This is a genomic window from Mycobacterium sp. 852002-51057_SCH5723018, from assembly GCF_001667035.1.
Taxonomy (GTDB): Bacteria; Actinomycetota; Actinomycetes; order Mycobacteriales; family Mycobacteriaceae; genus Mycobacterium.
In genome coordinates this window covers 1-17,032 of the sequence record NZ_LZIR01000098.1, presented here as the reverse complement: position 1 = coordinate 17,032, position 17,032 = coordinate 1, and the positions used below count along the sequence as shown (strand labels likewise).

Here is a 17,032-nt window from a genome sequence, read left to right as displayed (position 1 = left end):
TTTTACCGCCGCCACTCAACGGAGCCGGCCGCGTCGGAGACGCTACTACGGGGGGAGCCCAAGTCGATGCAGTCGGGCAGCGACATGGGCCTGCCGTTGCGGGGCTGGCAGCGCCGGGCGCTGGTGCGCTACCTCGCCGCCCAGCCGCGCGACTTCCTCGCGGTGGCCACCCCGGGTTCCGGGAAGACGACGCTTGCGCTCCGCGTGGCGGCCGAACTGCTCGGCCAGCGAGCCGTCGATCAGATCACGGTCGTGGTGCCCACCGAGCACCTCAAGATCCAGTGGGCGCTGGCGGCCCAGCGGCACGGCCTGGCCCTGGATCCGAGATTCTCCAACACCAGCCCCCAGACGTCACCGGAATACCACGGCGTGATGGTCACCTACGCCCAGGTCGCCGCGCATCCGACGCTGCACCGGGTGCGCACCGAGCAGCGCAAGACGCTGGTCATCTTCGACGAGATCCATCACGGCGGCGACGCCAAGACCTGGGGCGAGGCCATCCGCGAGGCCTTCAGCGACGCGACGCGCCGACTTGCCTTGACGGGCACGCCCTTTCGCAGCGACGACAGCCCGATCCCGTTCGTCACCTACGAGGGCGGCGCCGACGGGGTGCTGCGGTCGCGGGCCGATCACACCTACGGCTACGCCGAGGCGCTGGCCGACGGCGTGGTCCGGCCGGTGGTCTTCCTCGCCTACTCCGGTGAGGCGCGCTGGCGGGACAGCGCCGGCGAGGAGCACACCGCGCGACTGGGCGAGCCGCTGTCGGCCGAGCAGACCGCGCGGGCGTGGCGCACGGCGCTGGACCCGGCAGGCGAGTGGATGCCGGCGGTGATCGCCGCCGCCGATGAGCGACTACGCCAAAAACGGGCGCACGTGCCCGACGCCGGCGGCATGATCATCGCTTCGGACCGAACGGCCGCGCGCGCCTACGCGGCCCTGCTGAAAAGGCTGACCTCCGAGGCGCCGACGGTCGTGCTGTCCGACGATCCGGGTTCGTCGGCGCGCATCACCGAGTTCGCCGAGGGCACCGGCCGCTGGCTGGTCGCGGTGCGCATGGTCTCCGAGGGCGTCGACGTGCCCCGGTTGTCGGTCGGAATTTACGCCACCAGCGCCTCCACGCCGCTGTTCTTCGCGCAGGCCATCGGCCGGTTCGTGCGGTCGCGCCGGCCCGGGGAAACCGCGAGCATCTTCGTCCCGTCGGTGCCCACCCTGCTGCAGCTGGCCAGCGAGCTCGAGGCCCAGCGCAACCACGTGCTCGGTCAGCCGCACCGCGACGCCGAGGACCCCCTGGACGGCGAACCGGCCGTCCGGACGCAAACCGAGAAGACCGACACCGACAAGGCCTTCACCGCGCTCGGGGCCGACGCCGAGCTGGATCAGGTCATCTTCGACGGATCGTCGTTCGGCACCGCCACCCCGGCCGGAAGCGACGAGGAGGCCGACTACCTCGGTCTGCCCGGGTTGCTCGACGCCGAGCAGATGCGCGCCCTGCTACACCGGCGCCAGGACGAACAGCTCCGGAAGCGGGCTCTGCTTAACGACCGGGCGGGCCACGGGGCCCCGGCTGCGGCGCCGTCCATGCATGGCCAGCTGCGCGAGCTGCGGCGCGAGCTCAACACCCTGGTCTCGGCCACCCATCACCGCACCGGCAAACCGCACGGCTGGATTCACAGCGAACTTCGCCGCCGCTGCGGCGGCCCGCCGATCGCCGCGGCGTCTCGCGAGCAGATCCAGGCCCGCATCGAGGCGTTGCGCCAGCTGAACTCCGAGCAGGCCAAATGGGCCTAGCCCGTCTAGCTCAAATGGTGGCGACCCGCCGCGCCCGGCTACGCCGCGCTTGCGATCACCGCTAGCCCAAATGGTGGTGACCCGCCGCGCCCGGCTACGCCGCGCTTGCGATCACCGCTAGCCGAAGGTCACCTCGCCGGGCTCGCCCAACACGGCCAGCAGCTGCTTTTCCACCGCCGCCTGCGCCCCTCGCTCTTCGGGGACCTCGGTGGGCAGCTCGACGCAGAACACGTCGGCGGCCGTCGACCCGAACGTGTGGACCTTCGCCCACCCGATGTCGGCTCCGGCGCGCTCCAGCGCCCGGGTCAGCAGCGCCAGCAGGCCGGGCCGGTCCGTGGCGCGGACCTCCAAGATCAGCCGGCCTTCGGCGGCGCTGTCGAGCCACACGATGTGGGGCGGCGCGGTCGAGCGCGTCACGGGGACCCCCGCCTGCACCTCCCCCGCGCGAGAACCGGCGGCCTCGCCGGAACGCTTCTCCACCATGGCCAGGACGTCGATATCGCCGGCGAGCGCCCCGACGAACTGCTGGCGCAGCAGCTCGACCGCGGCCGGGGAACCGAAGTGCGGTGACACCACGAATTCGGTGATCGCGACGCCTTCATCGCTGTTCACCGTCGCCGAATGGACCCGCAGCGAGTTCAGCGCCAGCACGGCGGCGGCCTTCGACACCAGTCCCCGTTGGTCCGGGGCGACCATGACGACGCGATACGTGCGCGCGCTGTCACCCGGCGTGATCTCCACGTGCACGCCGTGGTCGGCGGCCAGCGAAAGGTAGTGCGGCGCAGTCGGATCCGCCTGCGGCAGCGGCTCACCGGCCATCACCATCCGGCAGCGCCGCACCAGGTCGTCGATCAGCAACGCCTTCCATTCGCTCCATACCCCGGGCCCGGTCGCCTTCGAGTCCGCCTCGGTCAGCGCGTGCAACACCTCGAGCACGAGCGGGTCGCCGCCCAGGGCCTCCGATACCCCCTCGATGGTTTTGGGATCGTTCAGATCGCTTCGGGTGGCCACGATCGGCAGCAGCAGGTGGTGGCGGACCAGCTTGGACAGCAGCTCGACGTCCTTGGGCGCGACGCCCAGCCGGGGACCGATTTCGTGGGTCATCTTCGCCCCCAGCACGCTGTGGTCGACGCCCCGGCCCTTGCCGATGTCGTGCAGCAGCGCGCCGAGCGCAAGCAGGTCGGGTCGCGCCACGCGGGTGGCCAGCGGCGCCGCGTTGACGGCGGTCTCGACCACGTGGCGGTCCACCGTCCACGTGTGCGCGATGTCGCGGGGCGGCAAGTCGCGGATGGCAGCCCATTCGGGCAACAACCGGCCCCACAGCCCGGTGCGGTCGAGCGCTTCGATCGTCGCCACCGCGGTGGGGCCGGCGGACAGCACCACCAGCAGGTCGTCCAATGCCTCACTGGGCCACGGGGTGGGCATGTCGGGTGCGCTGGCGGCCAGGCGGTTCAGCGTCCCGGCGCTGATGGGCAACCCCGTGCCGGCCGATGCGGCGGCCACCCGCAGCACCAGACCGACGTCGGTCTCGGGCGCGACGTCGCGGGCGAGCACGATTTCGCCGGCATATTCGACGACGCCCTCGTCGAGCGGTCGCCGCTTGGGCCGGCGCACCAAGGCTGTCACCCCCCGCCGGGGCAGCGCATTCTGGGCGGTGCGCAGCCCGGCTTCGGCGTGGTAGGCGATGGTGCGCCCGGCGCCGGACAGCTTGCGCGATAGGTCGAACCGGTCGCCCAAGTGCAAGGCCGCGCTGATCTCGTCGGCGTATTGGGCCAGCAGCAGGTCACGCCCGCGGCCCGACACCCGGTGCAGCTCGGTGCGCACGTCGAGCAGCGTCAGATAGGCGTCATCCAGTGAACCCCCCGGCGCTTCCGGGCGGGCCATGCCGTGCCGGTCGATGAGCTGTGCCACCCCCAGCGCGTCGAGCAGTTGCACATCGCGAAGCCCGCCGCGACCGGATTTCAGATCGGGCTCGGCCCGTTGCGAGATCCGGCCGCAGCGCCGCCAGCGGGCATTCGTGATGTCGACGAGCTCGTCCATTCGTGAGCGAATCGCGCTGCGCCACTGCCTTCTTGCGCCGGTGATCAATTCCTCCGACAGCCGCGTATCGCCGGCGACATGGCGCGAGTCCAACATGCCCAGAGCCGCGATCAGGTCCGAGTTGGCGACACCGAGCGCCCCGGCGACGGTTCGCACGCTGTGGTCAAGCCGAACGTTGGCGTCCCACAAGGGATACCAGAGTTTGTCGGCGACCCGCTGCAGCTCGTCGTCAGACTTGTTGTCGTGCAACAGCATCAGGTCCAGATCGGAATACGGCAGCAGCTCGTGGCGCCCCAGCCCGCCGATCCCTACGACGGCGAAGCCACTGCTATCGGTGATCCCGATCTCGGCCGCCTTGGCGGTCAACCACGATAGGTGCAGATCCAGCCACGCGTGCCGCAGCTCCGCCGCGTGCAGCCCGGCGCCATCGGACAGCAGAGCGCGCCGGGCGGCAGCCAAATCGATTGCCGCGCCGGCGCTTTCCGTTCCCGTCAGATCCCCGGACGGGTCGGGTGGGTCTGGATTCATACCCTCCCGGCCCGCCGGGGCTCGCTCAGCAATTTTCGATCAGCGTCATAGCGCATCGGTCCCGCGTTCACCGGTGCGCACTCGCACAATGGTTTCCACGGGGCTGACCCAGACCTTGCCGTCACCGATCTTGCCGGTGCGCGCCGCCCGGACGATGCTGTCCACGACCTTGTCAACGATCGAGTCGTCGACGACGACCTCGATGCGGACCTTCGGCACGAAGTCGACGGAGTACTCCGCACCGCGGTAAACCTCGGTGTGGCCCTTCTGCCGCCCGTAGCCCTGGACTTCGCTGACCGTCATCCCAAGGACGCCCGCCTCCTCGAGGCTGGTCTTGACGTCATCGAGGGTGAACGGCTTCACGATCGCCGTGACTAGCTTCATGACTGCTCTGCCTCCACTTTGTCGGCCATCCGGTCGTCGAGACCGTTACGGTCATCCACGGGAATCCGCGCCGCCGGAAGAACCGACCCTTGCCCGCCGATCACGCCAAAATCGTAACTGCTCTCAGCGTGCTCAGCCTCATCGATACCGGTGGATTCCGCCTCGGGGTTGAGCCGCAGCCCGATGGTGTACTTCAGGATCAAGGCCAATATGAGAGTGACGATGCCGGAGTAGAAGAGGACGGCGAACGCACCGACCGCCTGCCGCTCCAGCTGCGCCCAGCCGCCGCCATAGAACAATCCCTTCGACACACCGGTCACGCCGCTGATCGCCGTGCTCTCCGGCGCGGCGAGCAGACCGACCAGCAGCGTGCCCGCCAAGCCGCCGACCAGGTGCACCCCGACCACGTCGAGCGAGTCGTCGAAGCCCAACTTGAATTTCAGACCGACCGCCAGCGCGCACACCACGCCGGCCACAGCGCCGACCACGATCGCGCCCAGGATGTTGACCGACGAGCACGACGGGGTGATGGCCACCAGCCCGGCGACAATGCCCGACGCCGCTCCCAGCGTCGTGGGTTTCCCGTCGCGGATGCGCTCGGTCAGCAGCCACGCGAGCATGCCGGTGGCCGTGGCGACCGTGGTCGTCATGAACGTCGATCCGGCGGAGCCGTTGGAGCTGGTCGCCGACCCGGCGTTGAACCCGAACCAGCCGAACCACAGCAGCCCGGCGCCGAGCATCACGAACGGCAGGTTGTGCGGGCGGAACAGCGTCGTCGGCCAGCCCCTGCGCTTGCCCAGCACGATCGCCAGCATCAGGCCCGCCACACCGGAGTTGATATGGACCGCGGTTCCACCTGCGAAGTCGATGGCGTGCAGCTTGTTGTTGATCCAGCCGCCGTGCTCCGAGGCGAATCCGTCCGCCGCGAAGACCCAGTGTGCGACCGGGAAGTAGACCAGCGTCGCCCATAGTCCGGCGAACACCAGCCACGCGGTGAACTTCAGCCGGTCCGCCACGGCGCCCGAGATCAGGGCGACGGTGATGATCGCGAACATCAGCTGGAAGGCCACGAAGACGGTGGCGGGCATGGTGCCGGCCAGGGGGATGTCGACCTGAGCGGTGCCCTTGGACGGATCCGCCTTGACGGCATTCCCGCCGATGAGTTTGGCCAGGCCCCAGTAGTCGGTCGGGTTGCCGACGACGCCACCTTTGTCGTCACCAAACGACATCGAGTAGCCGTACAGCACCCACAGCACCGTCACCACGCCCATCGCGCTGATGCTCATCATGATCATGTTGAGCACGCTTCTGGTCCGGACCATCCCGCCGTAGAAGAAGGCAAGACCGGGCGTCATCAACAGCACCAGCGCGGAACTTGCCAACATCCAGGCGGTATCGCCGGTATCGGGTTGGCCCAATTGCGGGAAACTCACTCGCTTTCACCTCCGGTCGGCATGCGCAGGCCGACAGGCAGGTGCCTGTGGCCTGCGAGAACCATGCTCAATTGTTGTTTCGGCAATGGGGCCGCCATGTTTCGGCGTTATTAACGTCGCGCGCGCCCTGTAAGGGGTGTTCAGCCCAGCAGGGCGTCCACGAAGGCGGCGGGTTCGAAGGGCGCCAGGTCGTCGGGGCCCTCGCCGAGACCGACCAGTTTCACTGGCACCCCCAGCTCCTGCTGGACGCGGAAAACGATGCCGCCCTTGGCCGTTCCGTCCAGCTTGGTCAACACCGCGCCGGTGATGTCGACGACGTCGGCGAACACCCGGGCCTGGGCGAGCCCGTTCTGCCCGATGGTCGCGTCGAGCACCAGCAACACCTCGTCGACTTCGGCGCGCCGGGTCACCACGCGCTTGACCTTGTCGAGCTCGTCCATCAGCCCGACCTTGGTGTGCAGCCGTCCGGCGGTGTCGATGACCACGACGTCGGCGCCGCACGCGATGCCCTTGTCGACGGCGTCGAACGCCACCGACGCCGGGTCGGCGCCTTCGGCGCCGCGCACCACCTCGGCGCCCACCCGCGAAGCCCAGGTCTGCAGCTGATCGGCGGCCGCGGCCCGGAACGTGTCGGCGGCGCCCAGCACGACGCGCCGCCCGTCGGCCACCAGCACCCGCGCCAGCTTGCCGACGGTGGTGGTCTTGCCGGTGCCGTTCACGCCGACGACCAGCAGCACCGAGGGATGATCGGGGTGCGGCAGGGCGCGGATCGAGCGGTCCATGCCGGGATGCAGCTCGGTGATCAGCACGTCGCGCAGCACGGCCTTGGCGTCGGCCTCGGTGCGGACGTTGGCGCTGGCCAGCCGGCTGCGCAGCTGAGCGATCACCGACTCGGTCACCACGGGACCCAGGTCGGCGACCAGCAGCGTGTCCTCGACGTCCTGCCAGGAGTCCTCGTCCAGGTCGCCGCCGCCGAGCAGGCCCAGCACGCTGCGCCCGAGCGCGTTCTGCGAGCGGGCCAGCCGGCCGCGCAGCCGCTCCAGCCGGCCGTCGGGCGGGGCGATGGCCTCGATCTCGGCGGCCAACGGTGCCCCCGCGGCCACGGAGGTCTCGGCGACCTCGGCGGGAGCCGGGGCCGGTGGGACCGCCGTGGGTGGTTCCGGCGGCGCGATCGTCTCGGGTTCCGGCAGCTGAACGTCGGCGATCGTGCGCCGCGGCGCGTCCCGGGGAACTGCAGCGTCGTCGCCTACCCCCGGCAGCCCGGCGGTGTCGAGCCGATCTTCGGTCGGGGTTCGGCTGAACGCGATGCCCGACGACGCGGTGTAACCGCCGGAACGGTCGAGCGCGCTTGACTCGGGCCGGGCCAGCCTGATCCGGCGCCGTCGGTACCGCACCAGGCCTCCGACCAGCGCGGCGATGACGACCAGAGTGGCTAGAACGATCAGGACCGCGAGGACAATCCAAAGACCTTGGGACACGCTGACATTCTTTCAAGCGGCCCGGCGCCGGTCTGACCGGCCCTAGTTAGATGGAGCTGGACACCAGCTGCTCCACCTGCTGGCCGCGCATCCGCTGGGAGATCACCGCGGTGATGCCGTCGCCCTGCATGGTGACGCCGTACAGCGCGTCGGCGACCTCCATCGTCGGCTTCTGGTGGGTGATGATGATGATCTGCGACTGGGCGCGTAGCAGCTCGAACAGGCCGATCAGGCGGCGCAGGTTGGTGTCGTCGAGCGCGGCCTCCACCTCGTCCATGATGTAGAACGGCGAAGGGCGGGCCCGGAAGATCGCCACCAGCATCGCCACCGCCGTCAGCGCCTTTTCGCCGCCGGACAGCAACGAAAGCCGGGTCACCTTTTTGCCGGGCGGCCGGGCCTCCACCTCGATGCCGGTGGCCAGCATGTCGTCGGGTTGGGTCAGCCGCAGCCGGCCCTCGCCGCCGGGGAACAGCGACGTGAACACCGTCCGGAATTCGCGTTCTACGTCGGTGAACGCGTCGCTGAACACCTGCAGGATGCGGGCGTCGACGTCGGCGACGACGTCCAGCAGATCCTTGCGGGCAGCCTTGACGTCCTCGAGCTGGGTGGACAGGAAGTTGTAGCGCTCCTCCAGCGCGGCAAACTCTTCGAGCGCGAGCGGATTGACCCTGCCCAGCTCGGCGAGCTCGCGCTCGGCGCGCTTGGCGCGGCGCTCCTGGGTGGCCCGGTCGTAAGGAATCGGGGCGGGCGCGTACACCTGCTCGCCGCGCTCGCGGGCCTGGGAGTATTCGGTCATTTCCAGCTCGGTCGGCGGCAGCGCGACCTGAGGGCCGTACTCGGCGACCAGGTCGGCCGGCGCCATCCCGAACTGCTCGAGCACCAGCTGCTCGAGCTGCTCGATGCGCAGGGCCGCCTGGGCATTGGCCACCTCGTCGCGGTGCAGCGCGTCGGTCAGCGTGGCCACCCGGGCGCCCAACGCGTTCACCTCGTCGCGCACCGCAGCCATCGCCGCCGAACGCTCCTGGCGCTCGGCGATCAGGGCGTCGCGGATCGCCGACGCCGCGTCAACCACCCGGCCCAGCCGCGCCGCCAGCAGCCGCCCGGCGTCGGCGACCGCCGCGGCCACCGTGGCCGCGCGCAGCCGCGCCGCGTGCGCCTGCTGGGCCCGCAGCCGCGTCTCGCGTTCGGCGGCGGCCGCGCGACGCAGCGAGTCAGCGCGCCCGCGCACCGCGTTGGCGCGCTCCTCGGCGGTCCGCACGGCGAGCCGGGCCTCCACCTCGACGCGCCGGGCGTTTTCGGCCGCGGCGGCGATCTGCTGGCGCCCCATTGCCGGGTCCGGTTCGCCCGCGTCTGTCGGCCGGGTCTCCTGGGCGTTGCGCAGCCGGGTTTCCAGCTCGGTGACCTCTTCGACGGTCTGCGCGCGCCCCGCCTCCAGCTCCTCGCGCTGGTGCAGCAACCGGCTCCAGTCGTCGTCGGCAGCGCGGGCATCCTGCCCGATCCGGCCCAGCTGCTCGTACATCGCCGAGATCGCGGTGTCGGACTCGTTGAGGGCGGCCAGCGCCTGCTCGGCCGAATCCTGGCGGGCGGCCTGCTCGGTCAGCGCCCCGGACAGCGCCGCGCTCAGCTGAGCCACCTGCGCCTCGGCGGCGGCCAGCTCGGTGGCGGCCCGGTCGATTTCGGAGGTGAGCTCCAGCGTCGACAGCTTGCGGTCGGAACCCCCGCTGACCCAGCCGGCGCCGACGAGATCGCCGTCGAGCGTGACGGCGCGCAACTCGGGACGGGCGGCCACCAGGTCCAGCGCGGCGCCCAGGTGGTCGACCACCGCGACGCCCGAAAGCATGGCGATGATCGCGCCACGCAGCCGCGGCGGCGCCTCGACCAGGTCGAGCGCCCACAACGCGCCGTCGGGCAGCGCCGCGGCATGCGCGGGCGGTTCGGCCGGCCAGTCGCCCAACACCAGGGCCGCCCGGCCGCCGTCGGCTTCCTTCAGCGCGGCGACGGCCGAGCGGGCCGCGCCGAAACTCTCGGCGGCCAGGGCGTCGGCCGCCGACCCGAGCACTGCGGCCAGCGCCGCCTCGTACCCGGACCGGACCTTGACCAGCTTGGCGATCGGCCCGAAAAGGCCTGCCCCAGCACGGTTTTCGGTGAGCCAGGCCGCGCCGTCCTTGCGCTCCAGCCCCACCGAGAGGGCGTCGATGCGGGCCCGCAGCGACGCCACTTCCCGTTCGGCGCCCCGCTCGGCCGACTGCAGTTCGGCGACGCGTTCGTCGGCCAGCCGCAGCGCGGCGACGGTCCGCTCGTGGTGCTCGTCGAGGCCCACCTCGCCCTGATCGAGCTCGGCGACGCGGGCCTGCACTGTTTCGAATTCCGCCCGGGTCTGCTGGGCCCGGGTGGCGGCCTGCTCGATGCGCTCGGACAGGCGCGCGACGCTGTCGTCGATCGATTCGACGCGCGCCCGCATGGTCTCCACCTGGCCGGCCAGCCGCGCCAGGCCCTCGCGCCGGTCCGCCTCGGCCCGCACCGCCGCCAGGTGCGCCCGGTCCGCCTCGGCGGCCTCGCGGTCTCGTTCGGCGAGATCGGCGCGGGCGGCGTCCAGCCGGTTGCGCGCCGCGGCCAGCTCCGCCAGCAGCTGCTGCTCGGCCGCTTCCACCCGCTGGGCCTCGGCTTCCAGCGCGTCTGGATCCGTATCGCCGGTGGTCACGGGCTCGACGTCGAGATGCTGGGCGCGTTCGCTGGCGATGCGCACCGTGGCGCCCACGCGTTCGGCCAGGGCCGACAACCCGAACCAGGTCTGTTGCACGGATTCGGCCCGAACAGACAGGTCGGCCAGCGCGGTCTCGTGCGCGGTCAGTTCCTCGGAGGCCACCGCCAGGCGGGCGGCGGCCTCGTCGTGCTCACGGCGCAGGGTGGCCTCGGCCTCGAAGATCGCGTCGCGCTCGGTCTGCCGGTTGACCAGGTCGTCGGCGGCCAGCCGCAATTTGGCGTCACGCAGGTCGGCCTGGATGGTCTGCGCACGCCGGGCAACCTCGGCCTGACGGCCCAACGGTTTGAGCTGGCGGCGCAGTTCGGTGGTCAGGTCGCTGAGCCGGGCCAGGTTCGCCTGCATCGCGTCGAGTTTGCGCAGCGCCTTTTCCTTGCGCTTGCGGTGCTTGAGCACGCCCGCGGCCTCTTCGATGAACGCGCGGCGGTCCTCCGGCCGCGACTGCAGGATCTCGTCGAGCTTGCCCTGCCCGACGATGACGTGCATCTCACGGCCGATCCCGGAGTCGCTCAGCAGTTCCTGGACATCCATCAAACGGCAACTGGCGCCGTTGATTTCGTATTCGCTGGCCCCGTCGCGGAACATCCGGCGGGTGATCGACACCTCGGAGTACTCGATCGGCAGCGCGTTGTCGGAGTTGTCGATGGTGACGGTGACCTCGGCGCGGCCCAGCGGGGCCCGCGAGGAGGTGCCGGCGAAGATGACGTCTTCCATCTTGCCGCCGCGCAGCGTCTTTGCCCCCTGCTCCCCCATCACCCACGCCAGGGCGTCGACGACGTTGGACTTGCCCGACCCGTTGGGTCCGACGACGGCGGTGATGCCGGGCTCGAAGCGCAGAGTCGTCGGCGATGCGAAGGACTTGAAGCCCTTCAGCGTCAGACTCTTGAGGTACACGGCCAGCCAGACTACCGCTCAAATCGGCCCCGCCCGGCGCACCGAGGGGTGTCGGGCTGCCTGAAATTCGCTTGCCGTTCACAGTCCGACGCACTGGCCACAGCGGCCACATCAGTCACTGGAGATGGGGCGTTGGTTGCTCCTGAGACTTGCTAGCGCCGGCGCTACCGCTCGACGAAACCCTCGAACCGCTCCTGCGGCTGCGACCAGTCGGCGACCACCCTGTCGACCCGGCCGGGGGCGTCGCCGCCGTCCAACAGCTGCAGCAGTTTCTCGCCCGCCTCGCGCGGTCCCTGCGCGACCACCAGCACGCGGCCGTCGGCCTGGTTGGCCGCGTACCCGGTGAGGCCGAGCTCCAGCGCACGGCAGCGGGTCCACCAGCGGAAGCCGACCCCCTGGACCCTCCCGTGCACCCAGGCGGTCAGCCGGACGTCAGGCTCCGACATCGGCGACCTCGAAGTTGACCTTCGTCCCGGACTGCAGCGTGCGCCCGACGGTGCAGACCAGCTCGACGGCCCGGCTGACCACCACCAGCACGCGTTGCTTCTCGTCGTCGGAGAGCCCGGACAAGTCCAGCTCGAGCGTCTCCTCGAGTAGCGGATAGCGTTCCTGCTCGCGGTCGGCGGGGCCAGACACTTTGACCACCGCCTTGTAGTCCTCGCCGAGCCGGCGGGCCAGCGGCTCGTCAGTGGACATGCCGCTGCAGGCGGCGAGCGCGATCTTGAGCAGCTCGCCGGGCGTGAAGACCCCGTCGACGTCCTCGGAGCCGACGAGTACCTGCGCGCCGCGCGAGCTATACCCGGTGTAGCGGCGGGATCCCGTGCGTTCCACCCACAGTTCGGTCATGGCTCATTTCTACCGGTGTGAATCCTGGGTGGCGTGGCTCGGCGTGTCGCCACCGTGTCCGCACACTCAACGCCCTGAGCTCACACTCGAAGCCCGCGGCCGGGGCTGGCATCTCGGGCAGTAGAACGACGAGCGGTTCATGAACTTCTCCCGGCGCATCACCGCGCCGCAACGCCGGCAGGGTTTGCCTTCGCGACCGTAGGCGTCCAGGGACCGGTCGAAGTACCCCGACTCGCCGTTGACGTTGACATACAGCGAGTCGAACGACGTCCCGCCCTGCGCCAGCGCGTCGCGCATCACGTCCGCGGCGGCCTCCAGCACGGCGGTCAGCTGGCGGCGGCTCAGCGTCGCGGCGATCCGCGCACCGTGCAGCTTGGCGCGCCACAGCGCCTCGTCGGCGTAGATGTTGCCGATCCCCGACACCACCTGCTGATCGAGCAGTTGCCGCTTCAGCTCGGAATGCTTGCGGCGCAACGCTTTTACCACCGCGTCCACGTCAAACCGGGGATCCAGCGGGTCGCGCGCCAGGTGGGCGACGGGCGCCGGCACCACGCTCCCGTCCACGTCCACCAGGTCGGCCAGCATCCACCCGCCGAAGGTGCGTTGGTCGGCGAAGCTCAGCACGGTGCCGTCATCGAGCAGCGCCGAGATGCGAACGTGGTCGGCGCGCGGCACCTCGCCGAGCAGCATCTGCCCGCTCATGCCGAGGTGAATGACGAGCGCCGTGTCGGCGTCCAGCAGCAGCCACAGGTACTTGCCGCGGCGACCCGTGCCGGTGATCTTCGCCTCGAGCAGCCGGGCGGTGAGGTCCGCGGGCCCGGCCTCGTGGCGGCGCACCGCGCGGGGATGGTGCACCCGCACCGCGGTGATCGTCTTGCCCACCACGTGGGCGTCCAAGCCGCGGCGCACCACCTCGACTTCGGGCAGCTCGGGCATCCAGTGATGATCGCAAGCGCGGCGAAGCCGGGCGCAGCGGGTCATCACCATCGATCCAGTGATGATCGCAAGCGCGGCGAAGCCGGGCGCAGCGGGTCATCACCATCGATTCAGACGGAAGTTTTCCCCGCGGTGTCGAGCGTCTCCAGCACTTTCCACGTCGCTGCGGCGGCCTTTTGCTCGGCCTCCTTCTTGGAGCGGCCCACCCCGGACCCGTATTCGGTGTCCATCACGACGACCACCGCGGTGAATTCCTTGTCGTGGTCCGGTCCGGTGGAACTCACCATGTAGGACGGTGCGCCCATGCCGCGGGCCGCGGTCAGCTCCTGCAGGCTGGTCTTCCAGTCCAGGCCCGCCCCCAGCGTGGGCGCGGCGTCCAGCAGCGGACCGAACAAGCGCAGGATCACCTCGCGGGCCGTGTCGATCCCGTGCTGCAGGTAAATGGCGCCCAGCAGCGATTCCATGCCGTCGGCCAGGATGCTCGACTTGTCCGCGCCGCCGGTGTTGGCCTCGCCGCGGCCGAGCAACAGGTGAACGCCCAGCCCCTCGTCGGTCAGCTTCCGTGCGACGTCGGCCAGCGCCTGGGTGTTGACCACGCTAGCCCGCAGCTTGGCCAGGTCGCCCTCCGAACGGTCGGGATGACGGTGGTAGAGCTCGTCGGTGATGGTCAACCCGAGGACGGCGTCGCCGAGAAATTCGAGCCGCTCGTTGGTCGGCAGCCCGCCGTGCTCGTAGGCGTAGCTGCGGTGCGTCAGCGCCAGTGACAGCAGCTCCTCTGGCAGGTCGACCCCGAGCGCGTCGAGCAGGGTTTGTCGCGACGTCACCGCTGGTCCCGCGGGGTATCCGGGTCCGGCAGCAGGTCAGCCAACTTGGCCCAGCGCGGGTCGATGCGGTCGTGGTGATGGCCGGGCTCGGCCGCCAGCGAGGCGCCGCATTCGGGGCACAGGCCCGGGCAATCCGGGCTGCACACCGGCGAAAACGGCAGCTCCAGCCCGACGGCGTCGACGATGGACTGCTCGAGGTCGATGGTGTTATCGACGATGTGACCGACCTCGTCTTCCTCGGTGGTCGCCTCGGTCGTGCTGTCCGGGTAGGCGAACAGTTCGGTCAACCCGACCTGCACGTGACCGTTGACCGCGGTCAGGCAACGGGCACATTCGCCGACGATGGGCGCCGCGACAGTCCCGGTCACCAGCACGCCTTCGGACACCGACTCGACCCGCAAGTCCATCTCCAGCGGGGCGCCCTTGTCGATGGCGATCATCGGCAGCCCGATGCGCGACGGGCTCGGCACGGTGTTGCGCAGGGTGACCATCGCCCCCGGACGCCGGCCGAGCCGGGCGATGTCGACCCTCATCGGCGAGGCCGGATGGCGCTGCTTGGTGGTGCTGTGCTGCCGCGTCATAGGTGAAATCCTACGGCGCCGGGCGCGTAAGGAAAGGCGCTAGCGGGTCGCGTAGTCGTGCGTGCCGGCCGCCGTGCGGAGCTGGTGGCGACCGCGCCCCACGGACCGCAGCGTGCCGTTGAGGAACTCCTCGAACTCCGCGAGCTTGTTGTCGACGTAGATGTCGCACTCGCCGCGCAGCCGGTCGGCCTCGGCGTGCGCGGTGTCGATGAGGCGGGTGGACTCGGCGTGGGCGGCCTGGACCACCTCGTTCTGTGACACCAGGCGCTGCTGCTCCTTGATGCCCTCCTGGACGGCCTTCTCGTAGGAGATGTTCCCGTTCTCGATCAGCCGGTCGGCCTCGGCCTGGGCCCGGCTGATGCTGGCCTCGTATTCGCGTTTGGCCGCCGTCGCGATGCGAATCGACTCCTCGCGCGCCTCTCCGACCATCCGCTCGCTGTGCTGGCGCGCCTCGCTCACCATCCGGTCTGCCTGGGATTTGGCGTCGGAAAGCAGCCGGTCGGCCTCGGCGCGGGCGTGGTTGAGCATCGACTCCGACTCGGTGGTCGCCGAGGACACCATCGACTCGGCGTGGGTCCTGGCGTCCTGCAGCATCGAATCACGGGCGTCGAGCACGTCCTGGGCGTCGTCCAGCTCTCCGGGGATCGCGTCCTTGATGTCGTCGATCAATTCCAGCACGTCGCCGCGGGGCACGACGCAGCCGGCCGTCATCGGCACGCCACGGGCCTCTTCGACGATGGCGCCCAATTCGTCCAGCGCTTCAAAAACTCGGTACACGGCGATACCCTCCTGGCGTCTTTCAAAAAATCCTGGTTGTTACCAGTGTGCCTGCTGTTACTGCTGTGACGACGGTGGCGGGCCGGTGTGTCGGCCATTCGCCGCCCCGAACCGCCGGTCGTCGCCCCATCGATTTGCCCGATTCACGCCCTTGCCGCGGTCCCGACGCCGCGCGGGGTTGTCCGAGTCCACCTCCTTTGCCGGTCCCCGCGCCGATTGTGCAGCCATTCTAAGGGGGCTTCGCTCGCCCCATCGATTTTGCTATGGCCGGCCGGGGGGCGTCGTGGCCGCGCGGGGTTGGGCGCGCTTGACCCATACCCCGCGGGGGTATAGCTTGTGGGCGAGCGCGGCGAAGCGGAGGACTCGGTGAAAGTGCTGGCAGCGGTCGGTCATGCTTTGGGGCTGGCCGGCTCGATGACGTGGGAGATCCTATGGGCGTTGATCCTGGGCTTCGCTCTGTCGGCGGTGGTGCAGGCCGTGGTGCGTCGCTCGACGATCGTGTCCCTGATGGGCGACGACCGGCCGCGCACACTGGCGGTGTCGGCCGGGCTGGGAGCCGCATCGTCGTCGTGCTCGTACGCCGCGGTGGCCCTGGCGCGCTCTTTGTTCCGCAAGGGCGCCAACTTCACCGCCGCGATGGCGTTCGAGATCGGCTCCACCAACCTGGTGATCGAGTTGGGCATCATCCTGGCCCTGCTGATGGGCTGGCAGTTCACGGCCGCGGAATTCGTCGGCGGCCCGCTGATGATCGTGGTGCTCGCTTTCCTATTCCGGCTGTTCGTGCGGTCCCGGCTCGTCGAGGCCGCCCGGGAACAGGCCGAGCGGGGAATCGCCGGCTCGATGGAAGGCCATGCCGCCATGGACATGTCGATCAATGGGGACGGGTCATTTTGGCAACGGCTCTTTTCCCCGCAGGGCCTTACTTCGGTGTCGCACGTGTTCGTCATGGAGTGGTTGGCGATCCTGCGGGACCTCGTCCTGGGCTTGTTGATCGCGGGCGCCATCGCGGCGTGGGTACCCGAAAGTTTCTGGCGCAGCTTCTTTTTGACCGATCATCCCGGCTTGTCTGCGGTGTGGGGTCCGCTCGTCGGTCCGATCGTGGCGATCGTGTCCTTCGTGTGCTCGATCGGCAACGTGCCGCTGGCCGCGGTGCTATGGAACGGGGGAATCAGCTTCGGCGGCGTCATCGCGTTCATCTACGCCGACCTGGTGATCCTGCCGATCCTCAACATCTATCGCAAGTACTACGGCACCAGGATGATGCTGACGCTGCTGGGCACCTTTTACGTGGCGATGGCCATCGCCGGTTACCTCGTCGAATTTATCTTCGGCACAGCCGGTTTCGTTCCGAAGCAGCGCAATACGACGGTCATGGAAGCGGCGATCTCGTGGAACTACACCACGTGGCTCAACATCGCGTTCCTGGTCGTCGCGGCGATATTGATAGCCCGGTTCGTCACCACGGGGGGAATTCCGATGGCGCGCATGATGGGCGGCTCGCCCACGCCCGGAAACGGGCACCACGATCAGGCCCCCGAATGCCACTAGTGCTGACGGTAATCACAGCGCTGCCCGGAGATCACTTGGACAGCTTTTTGCTTCGGTGATCTCGGGTTTCGCGCACGACACCCCGTTGGAACCGTTGGAATCGACGGGGGGCCCCCAGGGGGGCCCCGGGCTGGGGGAGGAACCCCCCCCGCCGGGCGCCCCCCCCGCCCGGGGGGGCCGGCACCCCCCCCGCCCGCCAGAGTGTCCCGGGGGC

13 protein-coding genes are annotated in these 17,032 nt (G+C 69.9%); 2 read left to right on the top strand and 11 right to left on the bottom strand.

Annotated elements, in window-relative coordinates; translation table 11 throughout:
* The first annotated feature begins 66 nt into the window (after positions 1–66).
* Positions 67–1,788 (top strand): DEAD/DEAH box helicase, encoded by a 1,722-nt coding sequence (locus A5764_RS20770; protein ID WP_067116451.1) that lies wholly within the window; start codon positions 67–69, stop codon positions 1,786–1,788.
* A 117-nt stretch (positions 1,789–1,905) separates the two neighbouring features.
* Here the strand turns inward: A5764_RS20770 and A5764_RS20765 are convergent, their stop codons facing one another.
* The 11 genes from A5764_RS20765 to sepIVA form a co-directional block, all read right to left on the bottom strand.
* On the bottom strand, positions 1,906–4,356 hold the full coding sequence (locus A5764_RS20765; protein ID WP_082951828.1) for a [protein-PII] uridylyltransferase: 2,451 nt from the start codon (positions 4,354–4,356) through the stop codon (positions 1,906–1,908).
* Positions 4,357–4,401: 45 nt separating this feature from the next.
* Complete coding sequence (gene glnB, locus A5764_RS20760) at positions 4,402–4,740, bottom strand: nitrogen regulatory protein P-II (protein WP_067116449.1); 339 nt, start codon at positions 4,738–4,740, stop codon at positions 4,402–4,404.
* Positions 4,737–6,125: an ammonium transporter gene (locus A5764_RS20755; RefSeq protein WP_067116690.1), complete on the bottom strand. Its 1,389-nt coding sequence runs from the start codon at positions 6,123–6,125 to the stop codon at positions 4,737–4,739. The genes glnB and A5764_RS20755 overlap by 4 nt, the downstream gene beginning before the upstream one ends.
* Positions 6,126–6,313: 188 nt before the next feature.
* Positions 6,314–7,651, bottom strand: coding sequence for a signal recognition particle-docking protein FtsY (gene ftsY / locus A5764_RS20750; RefSeq protein WP_067116445.1), 1,338 nt, complete (start codon positions 7,649–7,651; stop codon positions 6,314–6,316).
* Between the two features lie 46 nt (positions 7,652–7,697).
* Positions 7,698–11,306: a chromosome segregation protein SMC gene (gene smc, locus A5764_RS20745; protein WP_067116442.1), complete on the bottom strand. Its 3,609-nt coding sequence runs from the start codon at positions 11,304–11,306 to the stop codon at positions 7,698–7,700.
* Between the two features lie 164 nt (positions 11,307–11,470).
* Entirely contained in the window at positions 11,471–11,752 is a 282-nt protein-coding gene (locus A5764_RS20740; protein ID WP_067116439.1) for an acylphosphatase, read from the bottom strand.
* On the bottom strand, positions 11,739–12,152 hold the full coding sequence (locus tag A5764_RS20735; protein WP_067116437.1) for an OsmC family protein: 414 nt from the start codon (positions 12,150–12,152) through the stop codon (positions 11,739–11,741). The genes A5764_RS20740 and A5764_RS20735 overlap by 14 nt, the downstream gene beginning before the upstream one ends.
* A gap of 66 nt (positions 12,153–12,218) precedes the next feature.
* The gene (mutM, locus tag A5764_RS20730) at positions 12,219–13,088 is read right to left on the bottom strand and encodes a DNA-formamidopyrimidine glycosylase (RefSeq protein WP_067116688.1); all 870 of its coding nucleotides are present in this window, start codon (positions 13,086–13,088) and stop codon (positions 12,219–12,221) included.
* Between the two features lie 110 nt (positions 13,089–13,198).
* Entirely contained in the window at positions 13,199–13,912 is a 714-nt protein-coding gene (gene rnc / locus A5764_RS20725) for a ribonuclease III (protein WP_067116434.1), read from the bottom strand.
* Entirely contained in the window at positions 13,909–14,493 is a 585-nt protein-coding gene (locus A5764_RS20720; RefSeq protein ID WP_156664787.1) for a DUF177 domain-containing protein, read from the bottom strand. The genes rnc and A5764_RS20720 overlap by 4 nt, the downstream gene beginning before the upstream one ends.
* A gap of 39 nt (positions 14,494–14,532) precedes the next feature.
* Positions 14,533–15,270 carry a cell division protein SepIVA gene (sepIVA, locus tag A5764_RS20715; protein WP_067116430.1) on the bottom strand — a complete coding sequence of 246 codons (738 nt, stop codon included), beginning with the start codon at positions 15,268–15,270 and terminating at the stop codon, positions 14,533–14,535.
* Between the two features lie 336 nt (positions 15,271–15,606).
* Here sepIVA and A5764_RS20710 point away from each other — a divergent pair, with 336 nt between their 5' ends.
* Positions 15,607–16,818 (top strand): permease, encoded by a 1,212-nt coding sequence (locus A5764_RS20710; protein WP_369807349.1) that lies wholly within the window; start codon positions 15,607–15,609, stop codon positions 16,816–16,818.
* Positions 16,819–17,032 lie beyond the last annotated feature (214 nt).